Origin of the sequence: Streptomyces sp. NPDC018693 (assembly GCF_044391385.1) — a bacterium.
Classification (GTDB): Bacteria; Actinomycetota; Actinomycetes; order Streptomycetales; family Streptomycetaceae; genus Streptomyces.
Genome location: NZ_JBIRZZ010000006.1, coordinates 37974 through 62645 on the forward strand (window position 1 = coordinate 37974; position 24672 = coordinate 62645).

General features: G+C 71.8%; 19 protein-coding genes and 2 pseudogenes. 13 read left to right on the forward strand and 8 right to left on the reverse strand.

Annotated features, from left to right (window positions below; genetic code table 11):
* Positions 1-8: 8 nt before the first annotated feature.
* Complete coding sequence (locus tag ACH5AC_RS17575) at positions 9-791, reverse strand: hypothetical protein (RefSeq protein ID WP_398862748.1); 783 nt, start codon at positions 789-791, stop codon at positions 9-11.
* A gap of 393 nt (positions 792-1184) precedes the next feature.
* Here ACH5AC_RS17575 and ACH5AC_RS17580 point away from each other — a divergent pair, with 393 nt between their 5' ends.
* Positions 1185-1856 (forward strand): transglycosylase family protein, encoded by a 672-nt coding sequence (locus ACH5AC_RS17580; protein WP_398862749.1) that lies wholly within the window; start codon positions 1185-1187, stop codon positions 1854-1856.
* A gap of 120 nt (positions 1857-1976) precedes the next feature.
* Positions 1977-2300, forward strand: coding sequence for a transglycosylase family protein (locus tag ACH5AC_RS17585; protein WP_398862750.1), 324 nt, complete (start codon positions 1977-1979; stop codon positions 2298-2300).
* Here ACH5AC_RS17585 and ACH5AC_RS17590 read toward each other — a convergent pair.
* From ACH5AC_RS17590 to ACH5AC_RS17600, 3 genes are read right to left on the reverse strand one after another with little or no spacing between them, the layout of a single operon-like run.
* Positions 2200-2907: an ATP-binding cassette domain-containing protein gene (locus ACH5AC_RS17590; RefSeq protein WP_398862751.1), complete on the reverse strand. Its 708-nt coding sequence runs from the start codon at positions 2905-2907 to the stop codon at positions 2200-2202. The two genes, ACH5AC_RS17585 and ACH5AC_RS17590, sit on opposite strands and share 101 nt — an antisense overlap.
* Positions 2904-5636, reverse strand: a complete 2733-nt coding sequence (locus tag ACH5AC_RS17595) for an ATP-binding cassette domain-containing protein (RefSeq protein WP_398862752.1) — start codon at positions 5634-5636, stop codon at positions 2904-2906. Before ACH5AC_RS17595 ends, ACH5AC_RS17590 begins: the two co-directional genes overlap by 4 nt.
* 3 nt (positions 5637-5639) lie before the next feature.
* The gene (locus ACH5AC_RS17600; RefSeq protein ID WP_398862753.1) at positions 5640-6104 is read right to left on the reverse strand and encodes a hypothetical protein; all 465 of its coding nucleotides are present in this window, start codon (positions 6102-6104) and stop codon (positions 5640-5642) included.
* 109 nt (positions 6105-6213) lie between these two features.
* Between ACH5AC_RS17600 and ACH5AC_RS17605 the strand changes: the two genes are divergently transcribed.
* The 3 genes from ACH5AC_RS17605 to ACH5AC_RS17615 are packed head-to-tail and all read left to right on the forward strand — an operon-like array spanning position 6214 to position 9108.
* The gene (locus ACH5AC_RS17605) at positions 6214-6783 is read left to right on the forward strand and encodes a hypothetical protein (RefSeq protein ID WP_398862754.1); all 570 of its coding nucleotides are present in this window, start codon (positions 6214-6216) and stop codon (positions 6781-6783) included.
* Positions 6752-8038, forward strand: coding sequence for an ABC transporter substrate-binding protein (locus ACH5AC_RS17610; RefSeq protein WP_398862755.1), 1287 nt, complete (start codon positions 6752-6754; stop codon positions 8036-8038). The genes ACH5AC_RS17605 and ACH5AC_RS17610 overlap by 32 nt, the downstream gene beginning before the upstream one ends.
* Before the next feature lie 29 nt (positions 8039-8067).
* Positions 8068-9108 (forward strand): helix-turn-helix transcriptional regulator, encoded by a 1041-nt coding sequence (locus ACH5AC_RS17615; protein WP_398862756.1) that lies wholly within the window; start codon positions 8068-8070, stop codon positions 9106-9108.
* Here the strand turns inward: ACH5AC_RS17615 and ctaD are convergent.
* Positions 8999-10678: pseudogene (ctaD, locus tag ACH5AC_RS17620) on the reverse strand (cytochrome c oxidase subunit I); the annotation flags it as partial. The gene ACH5AC_RS17615 and the pseudogene ctaD sit on opposite strands and share 110 nt — an antisense overlap.
* A 359-nt stretch (positions 10679-11037) precedes the next feature.
* Between ctaD and ACH5AC_RS17625 the strand changes: the two are divergent.
* Complete coding sequence (locus ACH5AC_RS17625) at positions 11038-11253, forward strand: I78 family peptidase inhibitor (RefSeq protein WP_398862757.1); 216 nt, start codon at positions 11038-11040, stop codon at positions 11251-11253.
* 51 nt (positions 11254-11304) lie between these two features.
* Here ACH5AC_RS17625 and ACH5AC_RS17630 read toward each other — a convergent pair whose 3' ends face one another.
* Both ACH5AC_RS17630 and ACH5AC_RS17635 read right to left on the reverse strand, forming a co-directional pair.
* Positions 11305-12342 carry a phosphatase PAP2 family protein gene (locus ACH5AC_RS17630; protein ID WP_398862758.1) on the reverse strand — a complete coding sequence of 346 codons (1038 nt, stop codon included), beginning with the start codon at positions 12340-12342 and terminating at the stop codon, positions 11305-11307.
* 227 nt (positions 12343-12569) lie between these two features.
* Positions 12570-13901, reverse strand: coding sequence for a hypothetical protein (locus ACH5AC_RS17635; protein ID WP_398862759.1), 1332 nt, complete (start codon positions 13899-13901; stop codon positions 12570-12572).
* A 263-nt stretch (positions 13902-14164) separates the two neighbouring features.
* Between ACH5AC_RS17635 and ACH5AC_RS17640 the strand changes: the two genes are divergently transcribed.
* Positions 14165-15766 (forward strand): MFS transporter, encoded by a 1602-nt coding sequence (locus tag ACH5AC_RS17640; protein ID WP_398862760.1) that lies wholly within the window; start codon positions 14165-14167, stop codon positions 15764-15766.
* A 223-nt stretch (positions 15767-15989) separates the two neighbouring features.
* Entirely contained in the window at positions 15990-17162 is a 1173-nt protein-coding gene (locus ACH5AC_RS17645) for an acyl-CoA dehydrogenase family protein (protein WP_398862761.1), read from the forward strand.
* A 37-nt stretch (positions 17163-17199) separates the two neighbouring features.
* Here ACH5AC_RS17645 and ACH5AC_RS17650 read toward each other — a convergent pair whose 3' ends face one another.
* Positions 17200-17637 carry a cell division protein SepF gene (locus ACH5AC_RS17650; protein WP_398862762.1) on the reverse strand — a complete coding sequence of 146 codons (438 nt, stop codon included), beginning with the start codon at positions 17635-17637 and terminating at the stop codon, positions 17200-17202.
* A 322-nt stretch (positions 17638-17959) separates the two neighbouring features.
* Between ACH5AC_RS17650 and ACH5AC_RS17655 the strand changes: the two are divergent.
* The 5 genes and pseudogenes from ACH5AC_RS17655 (at position 17960) to adhE (ending at position 24566) form a co-directional block, all read left to right on the forward strand.
* Positions 17960-19137: pseudogene (locus ACH5AC_RS17655) on the forward strand (DUF5685 family protein).
* 243 nt (positions 19138-19380) lie between these two features.
* On the forward strand, positions 19381-20232 hold the full coding sequence (locus ACH5AC_RS17660) for a S1 family peptidase (RefSeq protein WP_398862763.1): 852 nt from the start codon (positions 19381-19383) through the stop codon (positions 20230-20232).
* Between the two features lie 211 nt (positions 20233-20443).
* Positions 20444-21349 (forward strand): S1 family peptidase, encoded by a 906-nt coding sequence (locus ACH5AC_RS17665; protein WP_398862764.1) that lies wholly within the window; start codon positions 20444-20446, stop codon positions 21347-21349.
* A gap of 93 nt (positions 21350-21442) precedes the next feature.
* Positions 21443-21799: a trypsin-like serine protease gene (locus tag ACH5AC_RS17670; protein ID WP_398862765.1), complete on the forward strand. Its 357-nt coding sequence runs from the start codon at positions 21443-21445 to the stop codon at positions 21797-21799.
* Between the two features lie 163 nt (positions 21800-21962).
* Positions 21963-24566 (forward strand): bifunctional acetaldehyde-CoA/alcohol dehydrogenase, encoded by a 2604-nt coding sequence (gene adhE / locus ACH5AC_RS17675; RefSeq protein WP_398862766.1) that lies wholly within the window; start codon positions 21963-21965, stop codon positions 24564-24566.
* The last annotated feature ends 106 nt before the right edge of the window (positions 24567-24672 follow it).

Genomic DNA, 24672 nt, shown 5'->3' on the forward strand with positions numbered 1-24672 from the left:
CGTCTCCCTCACGTGCCCGCGAGAGGCAGCGCGGCCGCGACCAACTTCCCATGGGCGGCCGCCTTGTCGAGCGCGTCCCGCATCAGATCCTCACGCGGCTGCCGCCCGATGGACCCCACCGGAGCGGCGAACATCAGCACCTGCTGGTGCTTGTTGGCGGCCGACCGCCATCCCTCGGTCACCTGCAGCGGCTGGTGCGCCTGCCACCAGGCCACCGACTGTCCCCCGTTCGGCGAAGGCTGAAGCACCGCGTGCAGCTGCCCCATGGCCAGCAGTACGGACCAGCCGTGCTGCACCGGCGGCACCTCGGACAGCTCGGTGACCGGCATGAACCCCTGCTCGATGAGCAGCGGCAGGAAGTCGTCCCCGGTGCCGGTGGCGCCCGGGCGCACGATCGGCGCGGTCGGTTCGACGACGAGCGCCGGGTGCAACTCCCCGGCGATCAGCACGAGTCCGCTGGTCACCCCGAGCACGGCCTGCTCGGGTACGACCTTCTGGGGCTCCAGGTCGACGGTGTCGCCGTTGATGGAACGGACGGCGCCCCGCAGTTGCTCCTCGGTCACCTGGACGACCTGGGAGGGCAGACAGGTGGCGTGGGCGAAGGCGAGGACAGCGGTCTCGTCGCCGATGAACAGGACGGTGCTGGTGCGCTCGTGCTCGGAGTCGCCCGGGGTGCGGCAGGACGTGCAGTCGTAACTGCCCGGGGCGTTCTCTCCGGCGAGCAGCCGGTCGGCTTCTTCGTCGCCGATCTCGGCGCGTACCTCGTCGCTGACGTCGAGCATGCGCGGCACGGGTGGCTCCCTCGGAGTGTGGTGCGTCGGTAGGCCGGGTGGCTCCCCGGCTCATGAAGGAGACAACGGGCGATCTGTGGCGGGAGTCACGCTGTACGGCGAACGGAATCGAACCGTCGGGCGCGGACGGTCACGTTTGGTGCGGAATTGAGCACTCACTGTCAAGTAACGCCAAGGTAACGGAGATTGGCGCCGTGAACAGACTCACAGTTTGCTCGGCTCGCTGGTTGTCATATCGAGAAATTGCCGGACATGACGGGCGCCCGGAATTCGCTGCTACTTGGGGTAACGGTGAACTGGCCTGCGACAACGGGAGGTTGGTTGATAACGGCTCGTCAAACTCCCTACATTCCTCCGCCGTGTGCAACGAGCACCGCTGTCGAGAGGAATGACATGTCCGAATGTGCCCATACCAACCGCGACAACGCTCGTAAGGCGCGTACCACGGCGGTCCTCGCCGGGGCCGCGCTGCTCGCCCCGCTGGGGCTGCTGGCCGCGACCGGCGACGCCGCCGCGGCGGACGGCGGAGTGTGGGACCGCATCGCCCAGTGCGAGAGCGGCGGCAACTGGCACATCAACACCGGCAACGGCTACTACGGCGGACTGCAGTTCTCCGCCTCCACCTGGCGCGCGTACGGCGGCACCGCCTACGCCCCGACCGCCGACAAGGCCACCAGGGAACAGCAGATCGCCGTCGCCACCAAGGTCCAGCGCGCCCAGGGGTGGGGCGCGTGGCCGACCTGCTCGGCGCGCGCCGGAGCGTACGGGAGCGCACCGGGGACCGGCTCGTCGGGCACGTCGGGCGCTTCGAAGCCGAATCCGAAGCCGAGGCCGAAGTCCGACTCGGCCTCGAAGCCGGCCAAGCCCACACAGGAACCCGAGCGCTCCACCGGGCACACCACCCGCAGCGCGTCCCGCGGCGACTACACCGTCCGTGCGGGCGACACGCTGAGCGCGATCGCCGAGAGCAACGGAACCACGTGGCAGCGCCTGTACGCGGCCAACAAGGCCGTCATCGGCGGTGACCCCGATCTGATCGTGCCCGGCCAGCGCCTCGTCTTCTGAGACGGGTCCCCCGGTCCTGGGCGTGAGCCCACGGCACGACGGCCCCACCCGGTCAGCCGACCGGGTGGGGCTCCCGCCGTCCGAGGCACGGCTCGGCGAGGGGCCGCCCACCGTGGGCCGATGTTCCGCACGGCCGCCGCCCGCTCGCCCTGGGGCTGTGTCGCCGAGTGTGAGAGCGGCGGCCGCTGGCACCTCGACACCGGCAACGGCTTCTACGGCGGGCTGCAGTTCTGGCAGCCCGCCCGGGAGGAGTACGGCGGCCTCGCGTACGCGGGTGCTCCACCGGGCGAACAGGGACACGGTCGGCCCCCGTCCGATCGGCTGAGGGCGGGCGCCCCGCCGGTCATTCCGAAGCACTCGGGGCGGGCCCGAGGCCGCGCCCCGGCCCTGCTCGGCCCTCCGCTGTTGCCGTCCGGGACACCCACTCGCCCGTCTCCCCGCTGAACACGACCGCGCCGCGCCGCAGTTCGTACACGAACCCCGGGCGGCCGCGCAGGGCGGGCGGCAGGCGCTGCTCGGCGACGACGACGCAGGCGTCGAGCGAGGCCAGCAGGGCGTACGTGTGGGCGGCGACCGCCGGGGACATGCCCTGCGCGGGCTCGTCGACGAGCAGTACGCGCGCGCGTGCGGGCAGGGCGCGGGCCAGGGCGAGCATCCGCTGCTCGCCGCCGGAGAGGGTGCCGGCGCGGCGCGGCAGCAGGGCCTCCAGGCGGGGGTAGGCGGCGAGCGCGGAGTCGAGGGCGGGGGAGGCCAGTTCGAGGTTCTCCCTGACGGTCAGCGAGCCGAACACCGCCCGCCGCTCGGGAACCAGGCACAGCCCGCGCCGGGCCCGCTCGAACGCGGGCACGCGCGTGACGTCGGTGCCGTCCCAGACCACCGAGCCCGCCGTCAGCGGCACCGCCCCGGCCAGCGCCCGCAGCACCGTCGTACGACCGCTGCCGTTGCGGCCCAGCAGCACGGTGAGGCCCGGGGAGGGGGCGGCGAGGGTGACGCCGTGCAGGGCTTCCAGGGGGCCGTAGCGCACGCGCGCGTGGCGCAGCGAGAGGGTCATGCCGGGGCCTCCCGGGTGCCCAGGACATCCAGGACCCGGTCGGGCGGGCCCGAGGCGACGATCCGGCCCGCCGCCATCACATGCACGACGTCGGCGAGGCCGGCGACCAGGTCGAGGTCGTGCTCGACGACCAGCAGGGCCGTGCCGTCGGCGGCGAGGGCCGCCAGGAGCCGGGCCAGGGAGGTGACCTCGGCGGTGTCCAGACCGGCGGCCGGCTCGTCGAGCAGCAGCACGCGGGGGCCGCCCGCCAGGACGCGGGCCAGTTCCACCCTGCGCAGGGTGCCGGTGGGCAGCCCGGCCGCGGGCGCCTCCCGCACCGGCCCGGCGAGCCCGCACAGCGCCAACGCGCGCTCCACCGCCGCCGGATCCCGTACCCGGCCCTGCTCGGCCCCCACCCGGACGTTCTCCGCCACGGTCAGCGACGGGAAGACCGCCAGCTGCTGGAACGTCCGTGCGATCCCCAGCCGGGCACGGGCATGCGCCGACAGCCGCGTGATGTCCTGCTTCCCGAGCCTCACCTTCCCGCGCACGGGCCGGAGCGTCCCGGCAAGACAGTGGAACAGCGTGCTCTTACCGGCCCCGTTGGGCCCCACCACCGCGGTGACCCGCCCGGCCCCGACGTCCAGATCGACCCCGTCGAGGGCGGTGAAGCCGCCGTAGCGGGCACGGAGACGACGGACGGTGAGGAGAGGGGCGGCGGGGCGTCGTGGGGTACGGGGCGTCGGGCCGAGGGGAGTGCGCGGGGGTGACTGCGGGGGCGTGGCCGTTCCCGTCCCGTGTGCCGTGGTGGGGCCTCGCCCCATTTCCTTCGGCGTATCGGAGAGCGGCTCCGCCCCCTCGGCCGCAGCTGCTCCCGCCCCCTCCGCGGCGGCCTCCCGACCCGCTCGGAGCCGGCTGCGGGCCCGCTGGCCCGTTGAGGTCAGGGGGCGGCTGACGTGCTGTCGGCGGCTCAGCGTGCGCAGCGCTTCGTACGGTCCCCCGGGCAAGCGTCCGACCAGGACCGCGAGGACGCCCACCACGGCTGCCGCGACGCCGCCGTGGGTGCCCGCGTCCAGGCCCACCAGGAGGGCCGCGGCGGCCAGGGCGCCCAGGGTGCTGTCGGCGCCCAGGACGACCACCGCGGCGAACCAGAGGAGGCCGCGGACGGGGTCGTAGGCGCCGGGGTCGAAGGCGCGCAGGCCCATGGCGAGGAGGGCGCCGCCCAGGGCGGCGAGGGCGGCGCCGGAGACGAAGGCGAGCAGTTTGAGGGACGGCACCTGGACGCCCGCCGCCGACGCGCCCGCCTCGTGGTCGCGCATGGCCGCCAGCGCCCGGCCGACGCGGCCCCGGCGCAGCGCCCGGGCGGCGAGGAGGGCGACGGCCAGCAGGGTGAGTTCGAGGACGTAGTACGCGCGGTCTCCGTCGAAGCCGGCCGGGCGGCGCACGGAGAGCCCGGCGGTGGCGTACGGCTGGGCGAAGACGAAGCGGCTCACGCCGACGCCGACCGCGAAGGTCGCCAGGGCCAGGGCCAGGCCGTGCCGGTGGATCGCCGGCCAGCCCGTCAGCAGGCCGAGCGGCGCCACCAGCAGCACCGCCACCGCCAGCGCCGCCAGCTCCGGCAGGCGCGGCAGACCGGGGAAGCGGCCCGCGGCCAGCAGGGCGGTGAAGAGGGCGCCCAGACCCGCGTACGCGGCCTGCCCGAGCGAGATCTGGCCGCCCCGGCCGGTCACCACCACCAGGGAGAGCAGGACCACGCCCAGCGCCGGCACCTGCACCGACGTGTGCAGGTCCGAGCCCGCGAAGCCCAGCGGCAGGAGGAACAGCACCACAGCCACGATCCACGCCCCCGGCGGGGTGGGCACGCGCGCGGTGGCCGTGCGCGGCAGCGCGTCACGGGTGCCCACGCCGGGCAGGACCAGCGCCGCCACCAGCAGCGCCACCACGAACAGGTTCGTGCCGACCGCCTGCAGCAGCGGCTCGCCCCAGCCCGCCGGACGCAGCCGGGTCAGCTGGCTCTGCGCGACCCCGATGCCCAGGGCCACCACGACCGCGACCGGCAGGCTGCGCATCCGGGCCGCCACCGCGACCGCGACCACCTCCATGACCAGCAGCGGCAGCCCGTACGGGTCGAGGCGGACGTACGGCGCCAGCAGCACGCCCGTCAGACCCGCTGTGAACGAGCCGAACGCCCAGCCCGCCGCCGCCACCCGGTCCGCGTCGATCCCGCCCAGCACCGCGAGCTGCCGGTCGTCCACCACGGCCCGCAGCTCCCGCCCGAAACGCGTCCAGCGGATCGCCGCCGAGACCCCCGCCGCCAGCACCAGGACCACCGCCAGCCGACCCCACGGCTCCGCGACCGACACCAGCTCCGGCGCGTCCGCCCGCGCCCCCTGGCCCCACACCAGCGCCGCCCCGCCCACCAGCAGCACGAACACACCGATCGACGCGACCAGACGCTGCGCCGGATCGCCGCCCAGCACGGCGAGCGGCCGGAAGACGAACCGTTCCAGCACCACCCCGATCGCCGGGGCGAGCACCAGCAGCACCACCACCGCCCCCAGCCACAACGGCCAGCCCCACTCGACCACGCACTGCCGCAACGCGTACGCGCACACCATCGCCACCGCCCCGTGCGCGAAGTTCAGCACGCCCGTCGCGCGGTACGTCACGATCAGCCCGATCCCGGTCAGCGCGGCCGCGCTGCCGACCGACAGACCGGCCAGGGTGAGGTCGTACGTCAGCGAGGACATGGCTCAGTCGTCCGCCGAGTCCGGCTCACAGATCGGGCACGGGCCCAGCTCCCCCCTGGCCAGCACCACGCCGTCCACCGGGACCGCCTCCGCCTTCCCGGCGACCAGAGGGCAGTCCGCGCGGTGCCACAGCGTGCCACCCGGCACCATCCGCAGCTCCCCGCTGACCGCCATCGGCGCGAAGGCGGGCCGCGCGGACCCCTCCTTCCCGCTGTCGGGCTCGGCGGCCACCAACAGCCCGTACAGCTCCTCCACACGGGTGGCGGCCACGCTGTCACGCGCGTGTGCGAGCAGCACCGCCCCGGCCACGATCAGCGCCGCGCCGGGCACCGTGCAGGACGCCAGATAGGGCAGCTGCCGTTCGGCGAACCGCTCGCCGGAGACGCCGTACCAGCCGATCACGCACAGCACCGCGCCGGCGGCGAGCGCGGCCCAGCCGGCCCAAGGGACGGGGTGCACGGTTCGCATCGCTGGCTCCCCACGTCGTATGTCCGATGGCTTGCACTATGCCCGTTGTGAGCCGACCCTGAAAGCAGCGGGCCCGAGGGGCCCGGACCTCTACCCGGTGGTGACCCATATGGTTCTCGGGAGTGACCTCAAGAGGGGGACGGCGGGACGGGGAACGGCACTGGCGGCCGCCCTCGTCCTGATTCTCGCCCCGGCCCTCGCGGCGTGCGGAGATGACGACGACGGCGGCAACGGGACCACGGCGACCCCGACGCTCACCCCGCCTCCGGCACAGACGGAGACCGAACTGCCGACCGCCTCGCCGACCGCACCGGCGGACCGCGCGGCCGCCGAGCGGGATGTCCGGCAGAACTGGGAGAAGTTCTTCGACCCGAAGACCTCCGTGGAGGACAAGCAGGACGTCCTGGAGAACGGCGATCAGATGGCCCCGGTCCTGCGGGCGTTCAGCGGCGACGAACGCGGCGGGCAGTCACAGGCCGAGGTGACGAAGGTCGAGTTCACCTCGCCGACCGAGGCGACCGTGACGTACGACCTGCTCGTGGCCGGCGCCACCGCCCTGCCCGACGCCTCGGGGAAGGCGGTCCAGCAGGACGGCACCTGGAAGGTCTCCGTCAGCACCCTGTGCGCCCTGGTCGCGTTGAGCGGGAATGGCTCCCCGACGGCGTTGCCGGGCTGCTGAGACCACGGCCGCCGCGCTGCTGCTCCTGCTGAGCGCGGCCTGCGGCAGCCGGCTGCCGGAGAGCGACTTCGAGCGGGCCTCGCGGCCGGCGGCCCCCGCTCCGCTGCGGGTCGGCATCATCACCAGCGCCACCAGCCCCGTCGGCGGCGCCGCGTTCACCGGGCCGCGCGACGGCGCGAAGGCGTACTTCGACCGCCTCAACGCGCGCGGGGGCATCGACGGCCGCCGTGTGGAGGTACGGGAGTGCGACGACGGCGGCAGCGGCGTCGGCAACAACACGTGTGTGCACAGGCTGGTCGAGGAGGAGAAGGTCATCGCCCTGGTCGCCACCACCGCCCTCGACTACGCGGGCGCCTCCCGCGTCTCCCGCGCGCGCGTGCCCGACATCGGCGGCCAGCCCATCGGGCCCGCCTACGACACCTGGCCGCATCTGTACAGCATCTACGGCAGCAGCGCGCCCCGCGACGGCACCACCGGCTGGGACGGCAGGCTGTACGGCGGCACCGAGGTCTACCGGTACTTCAAGAGCGAGCACGGCGCCCGCACGGCCGCCGTGGTGTCGTACAACCAGGCCGCGTCCGCCGCCTACGCCCGGCTCGTGGAGCGCGGACTGAAGGCCGAGGGCTACACGGTGGTCACCGAGCAGGTCGACTTCGCGCTGCCCAACTTCCGCGCGGTCGCGGCCGACCTGAAGCGGCGCGGCGCCGACCTGGTCTTCGACGCCCTCGACACCCACGGCAACGCGCGCCTGTGCGAGGCGATGGACGCCGTGGGCGCCGAGGTGACCGCCAAGGTGACCAATGTGCAGAACTGGACGTCCGGCGTGCCCGAGGACTACCGCAACGCCCCGCGCTGCCGCAACGCCCTGTGGGCGACCGGCTCCAGCCGCAACCACGACGAGACCTCGTACCCGGCGGTACGCGAGTTCCGGGACGCCACCGAGGGGCTGCGGACGCACTCCCAGTGGCAGTTGGAGGGCTGGGCGGCGGCCATGTGGTTCACGCGGGCCGCCAAGGAGTGCGCGGCCGACGGGGGCGTCACGCGCGCGTGCGTGGACGGTCGCATCGGCCGCAGCGACGGCTACATCGCCGACGGACTGCTGCTGCCCGTCTCCTTCGAGCGGCGGGCCGAGCCGCCGCGGACCAGCCGCGCCTGTCTGTCGGTGGCCCGCTGGCGGGACGGCAAGGGCTGGGTCTCCCAGGGGGAGATGACCGAGAACTGCTTCGAGGTGCCGCAACTGGCCTACACGCCCTGATGTCAGTGGTGCCTGGCAGGCTTGATCCCATGCTGGACACCTCGGCACGACTCCTGCGCCTCCTGTCCCTGCTCCAGGCCCACCGCGAATGGTCCGGCGCCGCGCTCGCCGAACGGCTCGGTGTCACCCCGCGCACGGTCCGCCGGGACGTGGACCGCCTGCGCGAACTGGGCTACCCGGTCAACGCCAGCCCCGGCACCGGCGGCGGCTACCAGCTCGGCGCGGGCGCCGAACTGCCGCCGCTGCTGCTGGACGACGAGGAGGCGGTCGCCGTCGCCGTCGGCCTGCGCACCGCCGCCGGGCAGGGCATCGAGGGCATCGGCGAGACGTCCGTACGGGCCCTGGCGAAGCTGGAGCAGGTGCTGCCGCACCGGCTGCGCCGCCGGGTGGGCGCGCTGAACGCCTTCACCGTGCCGATGCTGCGCGGCCCGCAGCCCTCCGCCGTCGACCCGGCAGTCCTCACCGAACTGGCCCACCTGTGCCGGGACGCCGAGCGGCTCCGCTTCGAGTACCGCGACGGCGACGACGCCGTGTCCCGGCGTACGGTCGAACCGCACCGCCTGGTGTGCAGCGAGCGCCGCTGGTACCTGGTCGCCTGGGACGTCGACCGCGCCGACTGGCGGACCTTCCGCGTGGACCGCATCACGCCCAGGCCACCGCACGGCCCCCGCTTCGTGCCGCGCCGCCCGCCCGCCGAGGACCTCGCCGCCTACGTCTCCCAGGGCGTCTCCACACGCGCGTACGCCACCCAGGCGGCCGTCCGGCTGCTGGTGCCCCTCGCCGAGGCCGCCGAGCGGATCTCCCCCTCGGCCGGGACACTGGAGGCCGACGGGCCCGACACCTGCGTGCTGCGCACCGGTGCGGCGAACCTCGATGTGATGGTCATTCACATCGTGCTGATGGGCTTCGACTTCGAGGTGCTGGAGCCGGCCGGGCTGACCGACGCGATCAGAAGCGTCCGGGACCGGCTGTCCCGGGCGTTGGACCGGGCTCCGTCTCCAGCGCCGCGTGCTCGGGATGGTGCAGGTCGAACGCCGGGGACTCCGAGCGGATCCGGGGCAGCGTCGTGAAGTTGTGCCGCGGCGGCGGGCAGGAGGTCACCCACTCCAGGGAGCGGCCGTAGCCCCAGGGGTCGTCGACCTCCACCTTCTCGCCGTACCGGGCGGTCTTCCACACGTTGTAGAGGAACGGCAGCGTCGACAGGCCCAGCAGGAAGGCGCCGATCGTCGACACCGTGTTCAGGGCCGTGAAGCCGTCGGCGGCCAGATAGTCGGGGTAGCGGCGCGGCATGCCCTCGGCGCCCAGCCAGTGCTGCACCAGGAAGGTGGTGTGGAAGCCCACGAACAGTGTCCAGAACTGGATCTTGCCGAGCCGTTCGTCGAGCAGCTTGCCGGTGAACTTCGGCCACCAGAAATAGAACCCGGCGAAGATCGCGAAGACGACCGTGCCGAACACGACGTAGTGGAAGTGGGCGACGACGAAGTAGGAGTCGGTGACATGGAAGTCCATCGGCGGGGACGCCAGGATCACCCCCGTCAGCCCGCCGAGCAGGAAGGTCACCAGGAAGCCCACCGACCACAGCATCGGCGTCTCGAAGGACAGCGAGCCCCTGAGCATGGTGCCGGTCCAGTTGAAGAACTTCACCCCCGTCGGCACCGCGATCAGGAAGCTCAGGAAGGAGAAGTACGGCAGCAGCACCGCCCCGGTGGCGAACATGTGGTGCGCCCACACCACCACCGACAGCCCCGTGATCGCCATCGTCGCGCCGACCAGCGGCAGATAGCCGAAGATCGGCTTGCGGCTGAAGACCGGGATGATCTCCGTGATGATCCCGAAGAACGGCAGCGCGATGATGTACACCTCGGGATGCCCGAAGAACCAGAACAGGTGCTGCCACAGCAGTGCCCCGCCGTTGGTCGCGTCGAAGATGTGCGAGCCGAACCGCCGGTCCGACTCCAGACACAGCAGCGCGGCCGCCAGCACCGGGAACGCCATCAGGATCAGGATCGATGTGAACAGCGTGTTCCAGGTGAAGATCGGCATCCGGAACATCGTCATGCCGGGGGCGCGCATCCCGATGATCGTGGTGAGGAAGTTGACCGCGCCGAGGATCGTGCCGAAGCCGGCCAGCGCCAGACCCATGATCCACAGATCGGGGCCGATCCCGGGCGAGCGCACCTCGCTGTTGAGCGGTGCGTAGGCGAACCAGCCGAACGCGGCCGGCCCGGTCGGCACCAGCAGCGAACCCATCACGATCAGCCCGCCGAACAGGAACAGCCAGTACGAGAACATGTTCAGCCGCGGGAAGGCGACGTCCGGGGCGCCGATCTGCAGCGGCATCAGCTCGTTGGCGAAGCCCGCGAAGGACGGGGTGGCGAAGAGCAGCAGCATGATCGTGCCGTGCAGCGTGAACAACTGGTTGAACTGGTTGTTGTCCACCAGTTGCAACCCCGGCCGGGCGAGTTCGGCCCGCATCACCAGGGCCATGATCCCGCCGGCCAGGAAGAAGACGAACGACGTGATCAGATAGAGGTGGCCGATCTTCTTGTGGTCGGTGGTGGTGAGCCAGTCCACGACCACCCGACCCCATGTTCTGCTCGCCGGTTCCGACTCCGTCGCCGCCAGGGTCTCCGTGCCCATCGCTCGCTCGCCCCTTCGCTCGTCGCGTCCCGGGCCCGTACGGAGGTTCTGTGGAGGAGCCGTGTAATTCCTATGGGGTGCCGGTTCCCGCGGACTGTCGGAATCCGAATCCGGCGGGCGCTCGGAACGGTTCTTCCGCGAGCTTTCCGACGGGTTATGGGCGGGGTCGCCGCGACACGCGGGAATTACGTTCGAATACGCGCGGAAGGCGTACGCCAGCGCATGCCATTGTTCCATCACGGTGACGGAGTGCGGTCAAAACGGATGTCGTGATCCTGTGACAGAAGTGTGACCGGAGTGATCCACCGAGGTGGCGCCGGGGCTTCCGGACGCGCGGTGACCGGGCCTAGCGTGGCGGTATGTCACCGATTCCCACTCCGCCACCGGAGCCCCAGGACAGTACGGACCGCTACGTCGGCCTCGATGCCGAGCGGGCTGAACGGCTCGCCCGCGACCGGGGCTGGTCGACGGTGCGCTCGCTGCCGCCCGGAGCGATCATCACCATGGAGTACCGCGTGGGGCGGCTGAACTTCGAGGTGCGCGACGGCCGGGTGGCCCGCGCCTGGAAAGGCTGACGGCGGGGCCAGTGTGTGCGTACCGGTGGCCCCGCCGTCTCGGCCGGTCCGTCAGCCGCCGCTCAGCGGGCGGGCCGCCGAGGTCGCCGTGGTGCGCGGGACGCGGTCGGCGTGCGGCGGTCTGCGGCTGCCGACCGGCGTGACCGGAGTGCGCTCCGAGCGGCCGCCGTGCGGGCCCGGGGCGAGATACGCCGGCGGTCTGGCCGGGGGTGTACGGGCGGCGCCGACCGCCTCGCGGGCCGCGGGGGCCTCGTCCTGCGCGGTCGCTGGGCGGGAGGTGAGCGGTACGGGCACGGCGACCGGGGCGACCGGAGCCGGGGCCGTACCGGTGAGGCGGTCGCGCCAGCGGTCGCGCAGGGCGAGGATCCACGCCTCGGCACGGGCGATCAGCGGCTCGAACCAGGGCAGTGCCAGCAGGATCAGCAGGCCCGCGGCCCAGCCGAGCACGACGTCGCTCAGCCAGTGCGTACCGAGGTAGACGGTGGTGAGGCCGACGCCCAGCGAGGTCACCGCGGACAGTGCGGACAGCCAGCGGCGGGCTCGCGCGGTGGAGGCCAGATAGGCCAGGATGCCCCAGGTCACGACGGCGTTCGCGGTGTGACCGCTCGGAAATATATCGCCGCCCAGCCACATCTCGTTCGAGCCGATGTTGGTCGCGTAGTGCGGTCCGAGCCGTCCCATGCCGATCTTCGCGGCGCCGACCGTGATGTTCAGCAGCAGCAGCGAGGTACCCAGCGTGAGCAGCGGGCGCAGGGTGTGCTGGCGCCAGGATCTCCAGCCGAGCCAGGCGGCGACCATCACCGCGGTCGGGCCGCGCTGGCCGAGCACCACGTAGTAGTCCAGGAAGGCGTGGATCTCCGGCCACTGCTGGTACGGCCGGAAGAACATGACCTGCCAGTCCAGCCGGACCAGCCAGGACGTCGTCACCACGAGCCATACGATCGCCAGGTAGAACGCCAGCGTCGACGCGAACAGCGCCACCCGGTGCCGGCTCATCCTCGGCACATCGATGTGAGCCGGTCGTTCCGGCTCACGGTCCAGCCTGGCGAACACCCGGTCCAGACGGGTGAGGTTTCGTTCGGTACGCACCCAATCGACGTTACAGCGAGTGAGCTCTCTTCTCCGGCGAATCAACGGCTTTGTGATGACGATGTGATGTGGGATTGCTCTCAGGATGATGTTTATTCCTGAAGGAATGCGCAATCCGGGAACGCCGGCGCTTTCAATTCCTTTGGTCAATCGCGGCCCGTGTTTTAGTCACCTTGTGAAACGGTTCACCGAATGGTGGCGCGCAATTCACGGCGGATCGCGGCGGGTCACGGCGGACCGGAGCCGTTCAGCCACCACGCCCCGTAGATCGCCGACACCAGCGCGGCACCGCCCACCACCAGCGCCGACCTGACCGCCCGCGGTCGGGCCAGCGCTCGGGCGAGGGGCAGCAGCAGGGGGAAGGCCGGCAGCAGCAGACGGGGCTTCGAGCCGAAGTAGCTTGACGCGCACAGGGCGAGTGCGGTGACCGCACCCGCGTACACCAGCAGCGGGAGCGGCTGGCGCTGCCGTACGCAGACGGCGTAGAGCCACAGCAGCAGGGCCACGCCGATGACGAGGCCGAGCCCCGCGAGGGCGCCCAGCGGTGACGTGAACTGGTCGGCGACGAAGCGGGCGAAGGCGTAGCCGCCGTCGAAACCGTTGCGCCAGCCGGCCTGGACGTCGAGATAGCCGAGCGGGCCCCTGCCGGTGCGGTGGCCGACCCACAGGACGTAGCCGGCGGTGCCGAGAGGCGCGAGCAGGAGACCGAGGGCGCGCGTGGTGAGCGAGGGGGCGCGTGTGTCGCCCCGGGCGCCGTCGGGTGCCGGGATGCGCCCGTGGGGCGTGTCGGCAACGGCCCCGGGAGCGCGCCGCAGGGCGCGTGCGCCGAGCACACGCGCCGCGCTTCGGGGTCGCGCGAACGGAGCAGTACCGGGTGGGCTCGGGTCCCGTACCGGTTCTGTTGTGCCGGCTGTGTTTCGGTCTCGTGCGACTGAGCAGATGCCCGCCGCCCATACCGCCGCTACGACGGCCAGGCCCACCGGGCGGGTCAGGCCCGCCAGCGACGCGAGCGCGCCGGCGGTCACCCAGCGGTCGGTGAGGACGGCGTACAGGGACCAGGCGGCGAGGGCGGTGAACAGTGACTCGCTGTAGGCCATCGACTGCACGATCCCGACCGGGAGGGCCGCCCACAGCAGTACGGCGCAGACGCCGGCCCCGCGGCCGTACAGATGGTCGGCGACCGCGAAGATCCCCCAGGCCGCGGCGAACGAGGCGAGCAGGGAGACGACGAAACCGGCGTCGGCGTACGACAGGGGCGTCACCGTGTGCAGCAGCCGCTCCAGCCAGGGCAGCAGCGGGAAGAAGGCGAGGTTGGAGTGCACGTCGCCGTTCGGCAGCCGCACCTCGTAGCCGTAGCCCAGCTCGGCCACGCGCGTGTACCACAGTGCGTCCCAGCGGGCGGTGAGCAGCGTGTACGCGCTCTTGTCGCGCGCGGCGCTCCACAGGGCCAGCGTGAGCAGGCCGAGGGCGCGTAAGGCCGCGTACCCCAGGAGGGCCGGAGCCGCCCGGCGCAGGGTGGGGGCGCAGGTCGGGGCCGCGCGGGTGTCAAGATCGCTCACGGGCCCGATTATCGACCGGGCCCGGAACCGGACGGGCCGGCGGGGCGTGCTCGCCGGTGTGGGGCAGTGGCGTACGCCACAGGGGTTCCTCCGGAGTGTGAGAGGTCCGCCACGTGGTCGGCGCGCGAACTCGCGTACGCTGCGTGTCACTCGTCGTTCGTCTGCGCGGGCCGGAGACCCCCCGCTTCTCTCCGGCCGAGTCGCGGGGCGTCCCCACCCCGCGAGCCCGCCGAACACGGGGGAAACACCTGGGAGGTACGTACATGTCCGGGACGACCACGGCCGCATTCGCGCTGCGCCGTCGGGCGGCCGGGGCCGGTGCCAACCGCTGGGTCGTCCTCGTCGTGCTCTGCGTCAGCCTGCTGCTGGTCGCCGTGGACGCGACTGTGCTGCATGTCGCGGTGCCCGCCGTCACCGAGGATCTCCGGCCCGGCGCGATAGAACTGCTCTGGATCGTCGACACCTACCCCCTCGTCTGCGCCTCGCTGCTGATCCTGTTCGGCACGCTCGGTGACAAGGTGGGGCGCAGACGCGTCCTGCTGCTCGGGTACGCGCTGTTCGGTGTGGCGTCCGCGATGGCGGCCTTCGCCTCGGACGCGCAGGTGCTGATCGTCGCGCGGGCGCTGCTGGGTGTCGGCGGCGCGATGATCATGCCGGCGACGCTGTCGATCCTGCGGCAGGTGTTCCCGGACCGGCGGGAGCGGGCGCTGGCGATAGGCATCTGGAGCGCGGTGGCCGCGGTCGGCGCGGCGGTGGGGCCGCTGCTGGGCGGCTTTCTGCTGGAGCACTTCTGGTGGGGGTCGGTCTTCCTCGTCAACATCCCGTTGATGCTGGTCAGCCTGCCGGTGGGGCGGATGCTGCTGCCGGAGTCGAAGGGTGACGGGGACGGACCCTGGGACGTGGTCGGCGCGCTGATGGCGGCGGTCGGCCTGTTCGGTGTGGTGCTGGGCGTCAAGCGGCTGGGGAGCGGGGAGTCGGCCGCGAGCCCGCTGACGGCGCTGGCGCTGGTGGCGGGCGTGGGGCTGCTGGTGCTGTTCGTGCGGCGGCAGCGGCGGCGGGCCCATCCGCTGGTGGATCTGCGGATGTTCGCGCGGCCGGCGTTCAGTACGTCGGTGGGGTGCATCGTGCTGGCGATGCTCGCGCTGGTGGGTCTTGAGCTGATCGCGGCGCAGTATCTGCAGCTGGTGCTGGGGCTGTCGCCGCTGGAGACGGGGCTACGACTGCTGCCGCTGACGTTCGCCGCGATGGCGGCGGGGCTCGCGGGGGCGCGGCTGCTGCGGCGGTTCGGGCCGCGGCGGATGGTGTGCGGGGGGTTCTGTCTGACGGCGGCGGCGGTGATCACGCTGACGGCGATGGGCGAGTCGGACAATCCGGGGCTGCTGCTGTTCGGGTTCGTGCTGCTGGGGTTCGGGCTGGAGACGACGCTGTTCGCGGCGTACGAGTCGATGCTGAGCGAGGCGCCGGCCGAGCAGGCGGGGGGTGCGGCGGCGATGGGCGAGACGTCGTACCAGCTGGGGGCCGGGATCGGGATCGCGTTGCTCGGCAGCGTGATGAACGCGGCGTACGCGCCGGGGTTGGCGTCGGTGCCGGGGGTGCCGGAGGAGGCGTCGCGCTCCGCCGGCCATTCGCTGGGGGAGGCGTATGAGGTGGCCGGGCAGTTGGGGGGCTCGGCGGGGGATGCGTTGCGGGAGGCGGCTCGGGAGTGCTTTGTGTTCGGGCTGCATGTGACGTTGCTGGTGAGTGCCGGGTTGTTGCTGCTCGGCGCGGTCATGGCGCTGCGGTTGCCGCGGGTCATGCAGTGCGAGGCGGGGCCGGTGGAGCTGCCCGCGCCGCGGGAGGTCGCGGAGTCGCGCGTCTCCGCTTGACCAGGGGGTTCGCCCACCCACGCGCCACCCGTTTCCACTTGGGACAGAGGTCGAGGTCGCTGGTGGGGGTGGTTCGCCGCTGGCGGGTGCGGGCCGCTGTGTGACGTGTGGCGTGGGGTTCGGGGAATTGCCGACGTCGGGCCGTGAGGGATGCGTGGGTGGGGGCGGGGCGGTAACGTCGGGGGTGGTGTTGTAGTTAGCGGTGCTAGTTTTTGGGGGCCTCGTGGCTGCGTTCGACCCTGCTGATCCTCTCGGGATCGACGATCTGCTGGAGCCGGAGGACCTCGCCGTGCGGGACACCGTGCGGCGGTGGGCCTCGGAGCGGGTGGTGCCGTATGTGGCCGAGTGGTACGAGACGGGTGAGCTGCCCGTGGTGCGGGAGCTTGCTCGTGAGCTCGGCGGGATCGGGGCGCTCGGGATGTCGCTCCAGGGGTACGGCTGTGCGGGGGCCAGTGCCGTGCAGTACGGGCTCGCCTGTCTGGAGCTGGAGGCCGCCGACTCGGGGATCCGCTCGCTGGTGTCCGTGCAGGGCTCGCTGGCGATGTACGCCATTCACCGGTTCGGGAGCGAGGGGCAGAAGCAGCAGTGGCTGCCCCGTATGGCCTCCGGTGAGGTCATCGGCTGCTTCGGGCTGACCGAGCCGGACCATGGCTCCGACCCGGCCTCCCTGCGGACGTACGCCAAGCGTGACGGCGCGGACTGGCTGCTCAACGGGCGCAAGATGTGGATCACCAATGGCTCCGTCGCCGGTGTCGCCGTGGTGTGGGCGCAGACGGAGGAGGGCATGCGGGGGTTCGTCGTGCCCACCGACAGCCCCGGGTTCTCCGCTCCCGAGATCAAGCACAAGTGGTCCCTGCGCGCCTCCGTCACCAGTGAGCTCGTGCTCGACGACGTGCGGCTGCCCGCGGATGCCGTACTGCCGGACGTCGTCGGACTCAAGGGACCGCTCAGCTGCCTGTCCCACGCCCGGTACGGGATCGTATGGGGCTCGATGGGAGCGGCGCGGTCCTGTTTCGAGACCGCGGTCGCCTACGCGACGTCACGTGAGCAGTTCGGGCGGCCCATCGGCGGCTTCCAGCTCACCCAGGCCAAGCTCGCCGACATGGCGGTCGAACTGCACAAGGGGATTCTGCTCGCCCATCACCTGGGGCGGCGCATGGACGCCGGCCGCCTGCGTCCCGAGCAGGTCAGCTTCGGCAAGCTCAACAACGTACGAGAAGCGATCGAGATCTGCCGTACGGCACGGACGATCCTCGGTGCCAACGGGATTTCGCTCGAGTATCCCGTCATGCGGCACGCCACCAACCTCGAATCGGTGCTGACCTACGAAGGCACCGTCGAGATGCACCAGCTCGTGCTGGGCAAGGCGCTCACCGGGCTGGACGCCTTCCGCTGAACCCCGCAGCGGGGCAGGGCCGGTGAGCGGCCCTGCCTCAGCTCTGGTTGAAGAAGCCGTCCGCGCGGTGCGCGGCCGGGTCGCCGTTCACGATCTCCGTGTTGGCCGGGGTCAGCAGGAACACCCGGGTGGACACCCGCTCGATGGAGCCGCGCAGCCCGAAGATCAGCCCCGCCGCGAAGTCGACGACCCGCTTGGCGTCCGCCGGCTCCATCGCCGTCAGGTTCATGATGACCGGGACACCCTCGCGGAACAGCTCGCCGATCGCCCGCGCGTCCCGGAAGCTGTCCGGGGTGACCGTGCCGATCCGGCGGCCCTTCTCCTCGGCCGTGTCCGTGGCGACCTTCACCCGGGGGTCGGTGACCCAGGCGTCCCCGGAGTCGGTCCCCTCGGAGTAGTCGTCGTCGTAGTAACGCTCGTCATCGTTGTCGTCGACGAGGCCAAGCCAGGCACTCGCCTTGCGCACCGATCCCATGGACGCCTCCTCTCACAGCGGTCTTTCTTGCTTTCCGCATCCCCATGGTCGTCCATGATGCGGATGTCGCGCCAAGTGGATAGACGCCGCGCGGGGGGTTTGTGACGGTACTGGTGCACAGCCGATCCGTACAGAGCCCGGTCCTGCCAAGGGTCTTGCCGCGTATGGCTGCTGACTGAGAGTGAAATATGATTCATCGCTGCGTACGGGTGATGCGCGGTGCGTACGGGTGAACGCGGGCGGCCGTCCGGGGCGGCTGCGGGCTGATCATCGGTCGATAGCATGCGGCGGTTCGATGCGCGTATGCAGTACGGGGATCGTCGTGTTCGGAATCGTCAGGCCGTGCCGGCACCGGCTCGGGGAAGCGCTCGGGGCCCAGTGGATGGCTCACCTGTGCGGGCTGTGCCTCGCGTTGCGCCGGGACCACGGGCAGTTCGCCCGTGTCGTCACCAACTACGACGGCCTGCTCATCTCCGTTCTGACGGAGGCTCAGGCCGGGCGGGACAGCGGGAGGCGGCGTACCGCGGGCCCGTGCTGTTGCGCGGGATGCGCACCGCGTCCGTCGCACAGGGCGAGGGGGCCCGGCTCGAGGCCGCCGTCTCGCTGGTGCTGGCCTCCGCGAAGGTGCGCGACCATGTCGCCGACGGCGACGGGGTGCCGGCCCGGCGGCCGGTGGCGCACGCCGCCCGCAGGGTCGCCGCGAGCTGGGGGCGGGCGGGGGAGCGGAGCGGGTCCGCCGTGGGGTTCGACACGGCGGTCCTCGTCGACGCGGTGGACCGGCAGATCGGCATCGAGGCGCTCGCCGGCCCCGGCACCGCGCTGCTGACCGTCACCGAGCCGACCGAGACCGCCACCGCGGCCGCCTTCGCGCACACCGCGGTGCTCGCCGGCCGGCCGCACAACGCCGAGCCGCTCGCCGAGGTCGGGCGGCTGTTCGGACGGCTGGCGCATCTGCTGGACGCCGTGGAGGACCGGGCGGCTGACGCGGCGTCGGGTGCCTGGAACCCCCTGAGCGCGACCGGGACCTCCCTGGCCGAGGCCCGGCGCCTCGCGGACGACGCGCTGCACGGGATCCGGCTGGCGCTGCGGGACGTCGACTGGGGGTCCGGGGCCGCCCCGGACAGGCACAGCGCCGACGGCGGGCTCGCGCATCTGCTGCTCGCGCATGAGCTGCGGCGGTCGGTGGACCGGGCGTTCGGGGCGTCGTCGTGCGGGCACGGGCAGGGGCATGGGGGGCGGTCCGAGGCCGGCGTGCAGGGGGCTTTCGGACCCCCACAAGGCCCGTACGCGCCGCCCGATTCGCCCCGGAAGCGGGGTTTCTGGGCCGGGTGCGCGGTCGCGATCGGGCTGTGCTGCACCTGCAAGGTGTGCTGCGCCGACGAGTACGAGGGGCCGTGGTCGCGGAAGAAGAGGAGGGGTTGGTGCGACAACTGCTGCAACCGCGGTGGCTGTGACGGCGGTTGCTGTGATTGCTGTGAGTGCTGCGCCTGCTGCGACTGAGTTCCCTGAGAGCTGCCCCGGGCCATCGGAGGGTCGACTTCCGGACATTCGCGGGATGAGCGGCCGGTGAGGCCGAGGGAGCGTGTTCCTGTGCGCCCCCTGTGGCTCTCTTGTGCGCGCGCCCGTCCGGCGGCATCCTCACTGGCGGTGCAGCGCATGTCAGGAACACGCCATTCCTGGCTGCGCCCACGGGTCCTCACCCCCCGGCCCGCCACCGCTCCCACGCTCCCAAGAGGAGGAAGAGTGAGAACCAAGCGCACCCGACTGTTCGCCGTCGCCGCGGCTCTCGTCGCCGCCACCCTGGCCGGGACGTCCAACGCCGGTGCCGCCGGCGCACCCGCCGTCGACGCGGCGGGCCTCGCCCGGGTCTCGGACGCCGTGACCGACGCCGGGGTCGCGGGCATCGCCTGGTACGTGGACCAGGCCGAGGGGCGGGTCGTCGTGACCGCCGACCGCTCGGTCTCGCGGGCCGAGCTCGCCCGGATCCGCCAGGCCGCGGGCGAGGGGGCGGGCGCCCTGGAGATCCGGCGCACCAACGGTGTCTTCACCCCGCTGCTCTCCGCCGGGGACGCCATCTACGGTGGCCAGTACCGCTGTTCGCTCGGCTTCAACGTGGTCAAGGGCGGCACCCACTACCTCCTGACCGCGGGCCACTGCGCGAAGTCGGTCAAGACCTGGTACGCCGACCCCGCGCACACCACCCTCATCGGTTCCACGGTGAGCCACAGCTTCCCCGGCGACGACTACGCCCTCGTCCGCTACGACAACCCCGCGCTCAGCCACCCCGGCGGCTACACCGCCGCCAACGCCTATGTGGGGGAGAGGGTGACCCGCGACGGCTCCACCACCGGCGTCCACAGCGGCACCGTGACCGCGCTGAACGTGACGGTCCGCTACCAGGGCGGCGGCACCGTGCACGGGCTCATCCAGACCACCGTGTGCGCCGAGCCCGGCGACTCCGGTGGCCCGCTCTACGACGGTTCCAAGGCCATCGGCCTCACCTCGGGCGGCAGCGGCGACTGCAGGTCCGGCGGTACGACGTTCTTCCAGCCGGTGACCGAGGCGCTCGGCGCGTACGGGGTCAGCATCTACTAGATCCACTGGACCCGCTCCGTGCACGGGGCGGCAGTTGAAGGCTGCACGGCCGAAAGGCACCCTTGCGCCGACCGGCCGTTCGGCCGAATACTCCCCCACAGCGCTTGTCAGGGCCACGGCATGTTTGGATCCGAGCAAGCCGTGGTCCCGACTGCGCCTCACGGGCCCCGACCCCACGCGGGCCCCCGACTTCCCTTGGAGGGAACGAAAAGTGAGGATCAAGCGCACCACCCCCACCAGCGGCATCACGAGACGGACCCGGCTGATCGCCGTCTCCACCGGACTCGTGGCCGCCGCCGCGATCGCGATCCCCAACGCGACCGCGGCGAGCAACACCACGTTCAGCACCACACAGCTCAAGAGCGCCAGCGACTCGGTGCTCAAGGCCGATATCCCGGGCACCGCCTGGGCGGTCGACAGCGAGACCAACCGCGTCGTGGTCACTGTCGACAGCACCGTCTCGCAGGCCGAGATCGCGGAGATCAAGAAGCAGGCCGGTGCCAACGCCGGTGCGCTCACCATCAAGAAGACGCCGGGTACGTTCCAGAAGTACATCGGTGGCGGCGACGCCATCTATGCGAGTAGCTGGCGCTGCTCCCTCGGCTTCAACGTGCGCAGCAGCAGTGGCGCCGAGTACTTCCTGACCGCCGGTCACTGCACCGACGGCGCGGGCACCTGGTGGTCCAACTCGGGTCGCACCACGACGCTCGGCTCCACCGCCGGCTCCAGCTTCCCGAACAACGACTACGGCATCGTCCGGTACACCAACGGCTCGGTGAGCAAGCCGGGCACCGCCGGCAACGTGGACATCACCAGCGCGGCCACTCCCTCCGTGGGCACCAACGTCATCCGCACCGGCTCGACCACCGGTACCCGCACCGGCCGTGTCACCGCGCTCAACGCGACGGTCAACTACGGCGGCGGTGACATCGTCTACGGCATGATCCAGACCACCGTCTGCGCCGAGCCCGGCGACTCCGGTGGCCCGCTGTACGGCAGCAACGGTGTCGCGTACGGCCTGACCTCCGGCGGCAGCGGCAACTGCACCTGGGGTGGCACGACCTTCTTCCAGCCTGTGGTGGAGGCCCTGAACGCGTACGGCGTCAGCGTCTACTAGGGCGGTCCCGCAGGACAGCTCCACATCGAGCCCCCGCACACGAACCACCGTGCGGGGGCTCCCCCTTGGCCGCACCCCGGAGGTGCCGCGCCGGTGGGTCGGTGGGGTGAAGGTGTGAGGGGCGTGCGGTGGAGGGCGTTACGCGCATCCGGAGGGCGACCTTGTGCGGTCGGCATGCGGGTCACCCGCAGCGGCTCCACCACCCAGGTCCACTCCGGCACCGTCACCGGCCTGGACGCCACCGTGAACTACGGCAACGGCGCCATCGTGAGCGGGCTCGTCCAGACCGACGTGTGCGCCGAGCCCGGCGACAGCGGCGGCTCCCTGTTCTCCGGCAGCAGCGCCATCGGGCTCACCTCCGGCGGCAGCGGCGACTGCGCGTCCGGCGGCACGACCTTCTTCCAGCCGGTGACCGAGGCCCTCTCGGCGACCGGCACCCGGATCGGCTGACCCCGGCGCCGCCGGGACTTCCGTACGGCCCCACCAGGGACCTTGGTCCTTGAGGTGGGGCCGTTCTCGTGCCCGTCACCGCACCGCCCGGGTGTCGAATGGAGACATCGAGGCGTCGAGACATCGGCGCCATCAACGATGCTGTGACGAAGGAGGACCTGCCATGCAGGTCATACCGGTCGAGGACCGCGTGGACGCACTGGTGGAGAACGCGCTGGAGGCGCTCGGCCGGTTCGAGTCGTACGACCAGGACCAGGTCGACCACATCGTCAAGAAGGCGTCCCTCGCCGCCCTCGCCGCCCACGGGGAGCTGGCCCGGCTGGCCGTCGAGGAGACCGGTCGCGGACTGTTCGAGGACAAGGCCGTCAAGAACATCTTCGCCTGCGAGCACGTCACCCACTCGATGCGCGGCCTGCGCACCGTCGGGGTGATCCACCGCGACGAGCTGACCGGCGTCACCGAGATCGCCGAACCGGTCGGCGTGGTCTGCGCGATGACCCCGGTGACCAACCCGACATCGACGACCGTCTTCAAGGCGCTGATCGCCCTCAAGACCCGCAACCCGATCGTCTTCGCCTTCCACCCGAGCGCCCAGAAGTGCTCCGTGGAGGCCGCCCGCATCGTGCGGGACGCGGCACTCGCGGCCGGCGCCCCCGAGGGCTGTGTGCAGTGGATCGACGAGCCGTCCATGGACGCGACCCGGCTGCTGATGAACCACCCGGGTGTCTCCACCATCCTCGCCACCGGCGGCAACGCGATGGTCCGCGCCGCCTACTCCTGCGGCAAGCCCGCCCTCGGCGTCGGCGCCGGCAACGTACCCGCGTACGTCGCCGCGGACGCCGACCTCGGCCGGGCGATCCACGACATCGTCCTGTCCAAGGCGTTCGACAACGGCATGATCTGCGCCTCCGAACAGGCGGTCGTCCTCGACCGGGGGATCTACGAGGCCGGTCTCGCCGAGATGCGACGGCTGGGCGCGCACATCGTCACCGCCGCCGAGAAGGAGAAGCTGGAGGAGTTCCTCTTCGGCGTCGGCGCGCACGGCGGCAACTGCGCCGAGGCGAAGCTGAACGCGGCGGTCGTCGGCAAGTCCGCCGCCTGGATCGCCGAACAGGCCGGGTTCAGCGTGCCCGCGGACACCTCCATCCTCGTGGCCGAGTGCGCGGAGGTCGGCGAGCGTGAGCCGCTGACCCGGGAGAAGCTGTCCCCCGTACTGGCCGCGCTGAAGGCCACCGACACCGAGCACGGGCTGCGACTGTCCACACAGATGGTCGAGTTCGACGGCCTCGGCCACTCCGCGGCGATCCACACCGAGGACGAGGAACTCGCGGAGGAGTTCGGCAAGCGGGTCAAGGCGATCCGGGTGATCGTCAACGCGCCGGCCAGCCTCGGCGGCATCGGCGACGTCTACAACGCCTTCATCCCCTCCCTCACCCTCGGCTGCGGTTCCTACGGCCACAACTCGGTGTCCAACAACGTCTCGGCGGTCAACCTCCTCAACATCAAGCGGATCGGACGGCGCAACAACAACATGCAGTGGTACAAGGTGCCGCCGAAGATCTACTTCGAGAAGGGCGCCCTGCGCTATCTGAAGGCGATGCCGGACGTGCACCGCGTCACCGTCGTCACCGACCGCACGATGGAGCAGATCGGCTTCGTCCGCCGGGTCACCGAGATCCTCAACTCCCGTGAGGAACCGGTCCTCCTGCAGTACATCGACAACGTCGAGCCCAACCCGGAGCTGGCCACCGTACGGGCGGGCGCGGCCGCCATGCGGGAGTTCCAGCCGGACACCATCGTGGCGCTCGGCGGCGGTTCGCCGATGGACGCGGCGAAGGTGATGTGGCTGATGTACGAGCGGCCGGAGGTGGAGTTCGCGGACACGAAGGAGAAGTTCTTCGACATCCGCAAGCGGGCCTACAAGTTCCCGCAGCTCGGCGACAAGGCCAAGCTGATCGCCATCCCGACCACCTCGGGCACCGGCTCGGAGGTCACCCCCTTCGCGGTCATCTCCGACCCCGAGGCCGCCCAGAAGTACCCGCTCGCCGACTACGCGCTCACCCCGCACGTGGCGATCGTCGACCCGGTGCTGTCGATGAACCTCCCGCCGACGGTGACCGCCGACTCCGGCTTCGACGCCCTGACCCACGCCACCGAGGCGTACGTCTCGGTCTACGCCTCCGACTTCACCGACGGGCAGTGCCTCCAGGCCATCAAGCTGATCTTCGAGAACCTGGAGACCTGTGTGAAGGAGGGCGCCAGGGCGCCGAAGGCGCGGGAGCGGATGCACAACGCGTCGACCATCGCCGGCATGGCCTTCGCCAACTCCTTCCTCGGGCTGGTCCACGCCATGGCGCACACCCTGGGCAACACCTTCCACGTCGCCCACGGCCGCACCAACGCGCTGCTGCTGCCGCACGTCATCCGGCACAACGGCAAGGTCACCCACAAGGCCACCCCGTGGCCGAAGGCCGAGACCTACCGTGCCCCCGAGCGCTACCAGGACCTCGCCCGCATGCTGGGCCTGCCCGCCGCCACCCCCGAGGAGGGCGTGGAGTCCTACGCCCGCGCGGTCGAGCAACTCCGCGACCGCTGCGGCATCCCCGCCTCCTTCAAGGAAGCGGGCGTCGACGAGGAAGCCTTCCTCAACGCCATCCCCCAACAGGCCGTCAACGCCTACGCCGACCAGTGCGCCCCCGCCAACCCGCGGATGCCGATGCTGGACGACATGGAGGAACTGATGCGGAGGGCGTACTACGGCAGCTGAGCCGCCGCAGGTGTCCTACGGCACCTGAGCGGCATCGACCGGGCGGCGTTCGGCCTCGTGTGGGCCGGGCGTCGCCCGTTTGCATGGTGTCGCCCTTGAAGCAGGC

Coding starts and splice junctions, on each gene's coding strand:
- ACH5AC_RS17580 (WP_398862749.1), top strand. CDS start 1,185: ATGTCCGAATGTGCCCATACCAACCGCGACAACGCTCGTAAGGCGCGT.
- ACH5AC_RS17585 (WP_398862750.1), top strand. CDS start 1,977: ATGTTCCGCACGGCCGCCGCCCGCTCGCCCTGGGGCTGTGTCGCCGAG.
- ACH5AC_RS17590 (WP_398862751.1), bottom strand. CDS start 2,907: ATGACCCTCTCGCTGCGCCACGCGCGCGTGCGCTACGGCCCCCTGGAA.
- ACH5AC_RS17595 (WP_398862752.1), bottom strand. CDS start 5,636: ATGTCCTCGCTGACGTACGACCTCACCCTGGCCGGTCTGTCGGTCGGC.
- ACH5AC_RS17600 (WP_398862753.1), bottom strand. CDS start 6,104: ATGCGAACCGTGCACCCCGTCCCTTGGGCCGGCTGGGCCGCGCTCGCC.
- ACH5AC_RS17605 (WP_398862754.1), top strand. CDS start 6,214: ATGGTTCTCGGGAGTGACCTCAAGAGGGGGACGGCGGGACGGGGAACG.
- ACH5AC_RS17610 (WP_398862755.1), top strand. CDS start 6,752: ATGGCTCCCCGACGGCGTTGCCGGGCTGCTGAGACCACGGCCGCCGCG.
- ACH5AC_RS17615 (WP_398862756.1), top strand. CDS start 8,068: ATGCTGGACACCTCGGCACGACTCCTGCGCCTCCTGTCCCTGCTCCAG.
- ACH5AC_RS17625 (WP_398862757.1), top strand. CDS start 11,038: ATGTCACCGATTCCCACTCCGCCACCGGAGCCCCAGGACAGTACGGAC.
- ACH5AC_RS17640 (WP_398862760.1), top strand. CDS start 14,165: ATGTCCGGGACGACCACGGCCGCATTCGCGCTGCGCCGTCGGGCGGCC.
- ACH5AC_RS17650 (WP_398862762.1), bottom strand. CDS start 17,637: ATGGGATCGGTGCGCAAGGCGAGTGCCTGGCTTGGCCTCGTCGACGAC.
- adhE (WP_398862766.1), top strand. CDS start 21,963: ATGCAGGTCATACCGGTCGAGGACCGCGTGGACGCACTGGTGGAGAAC.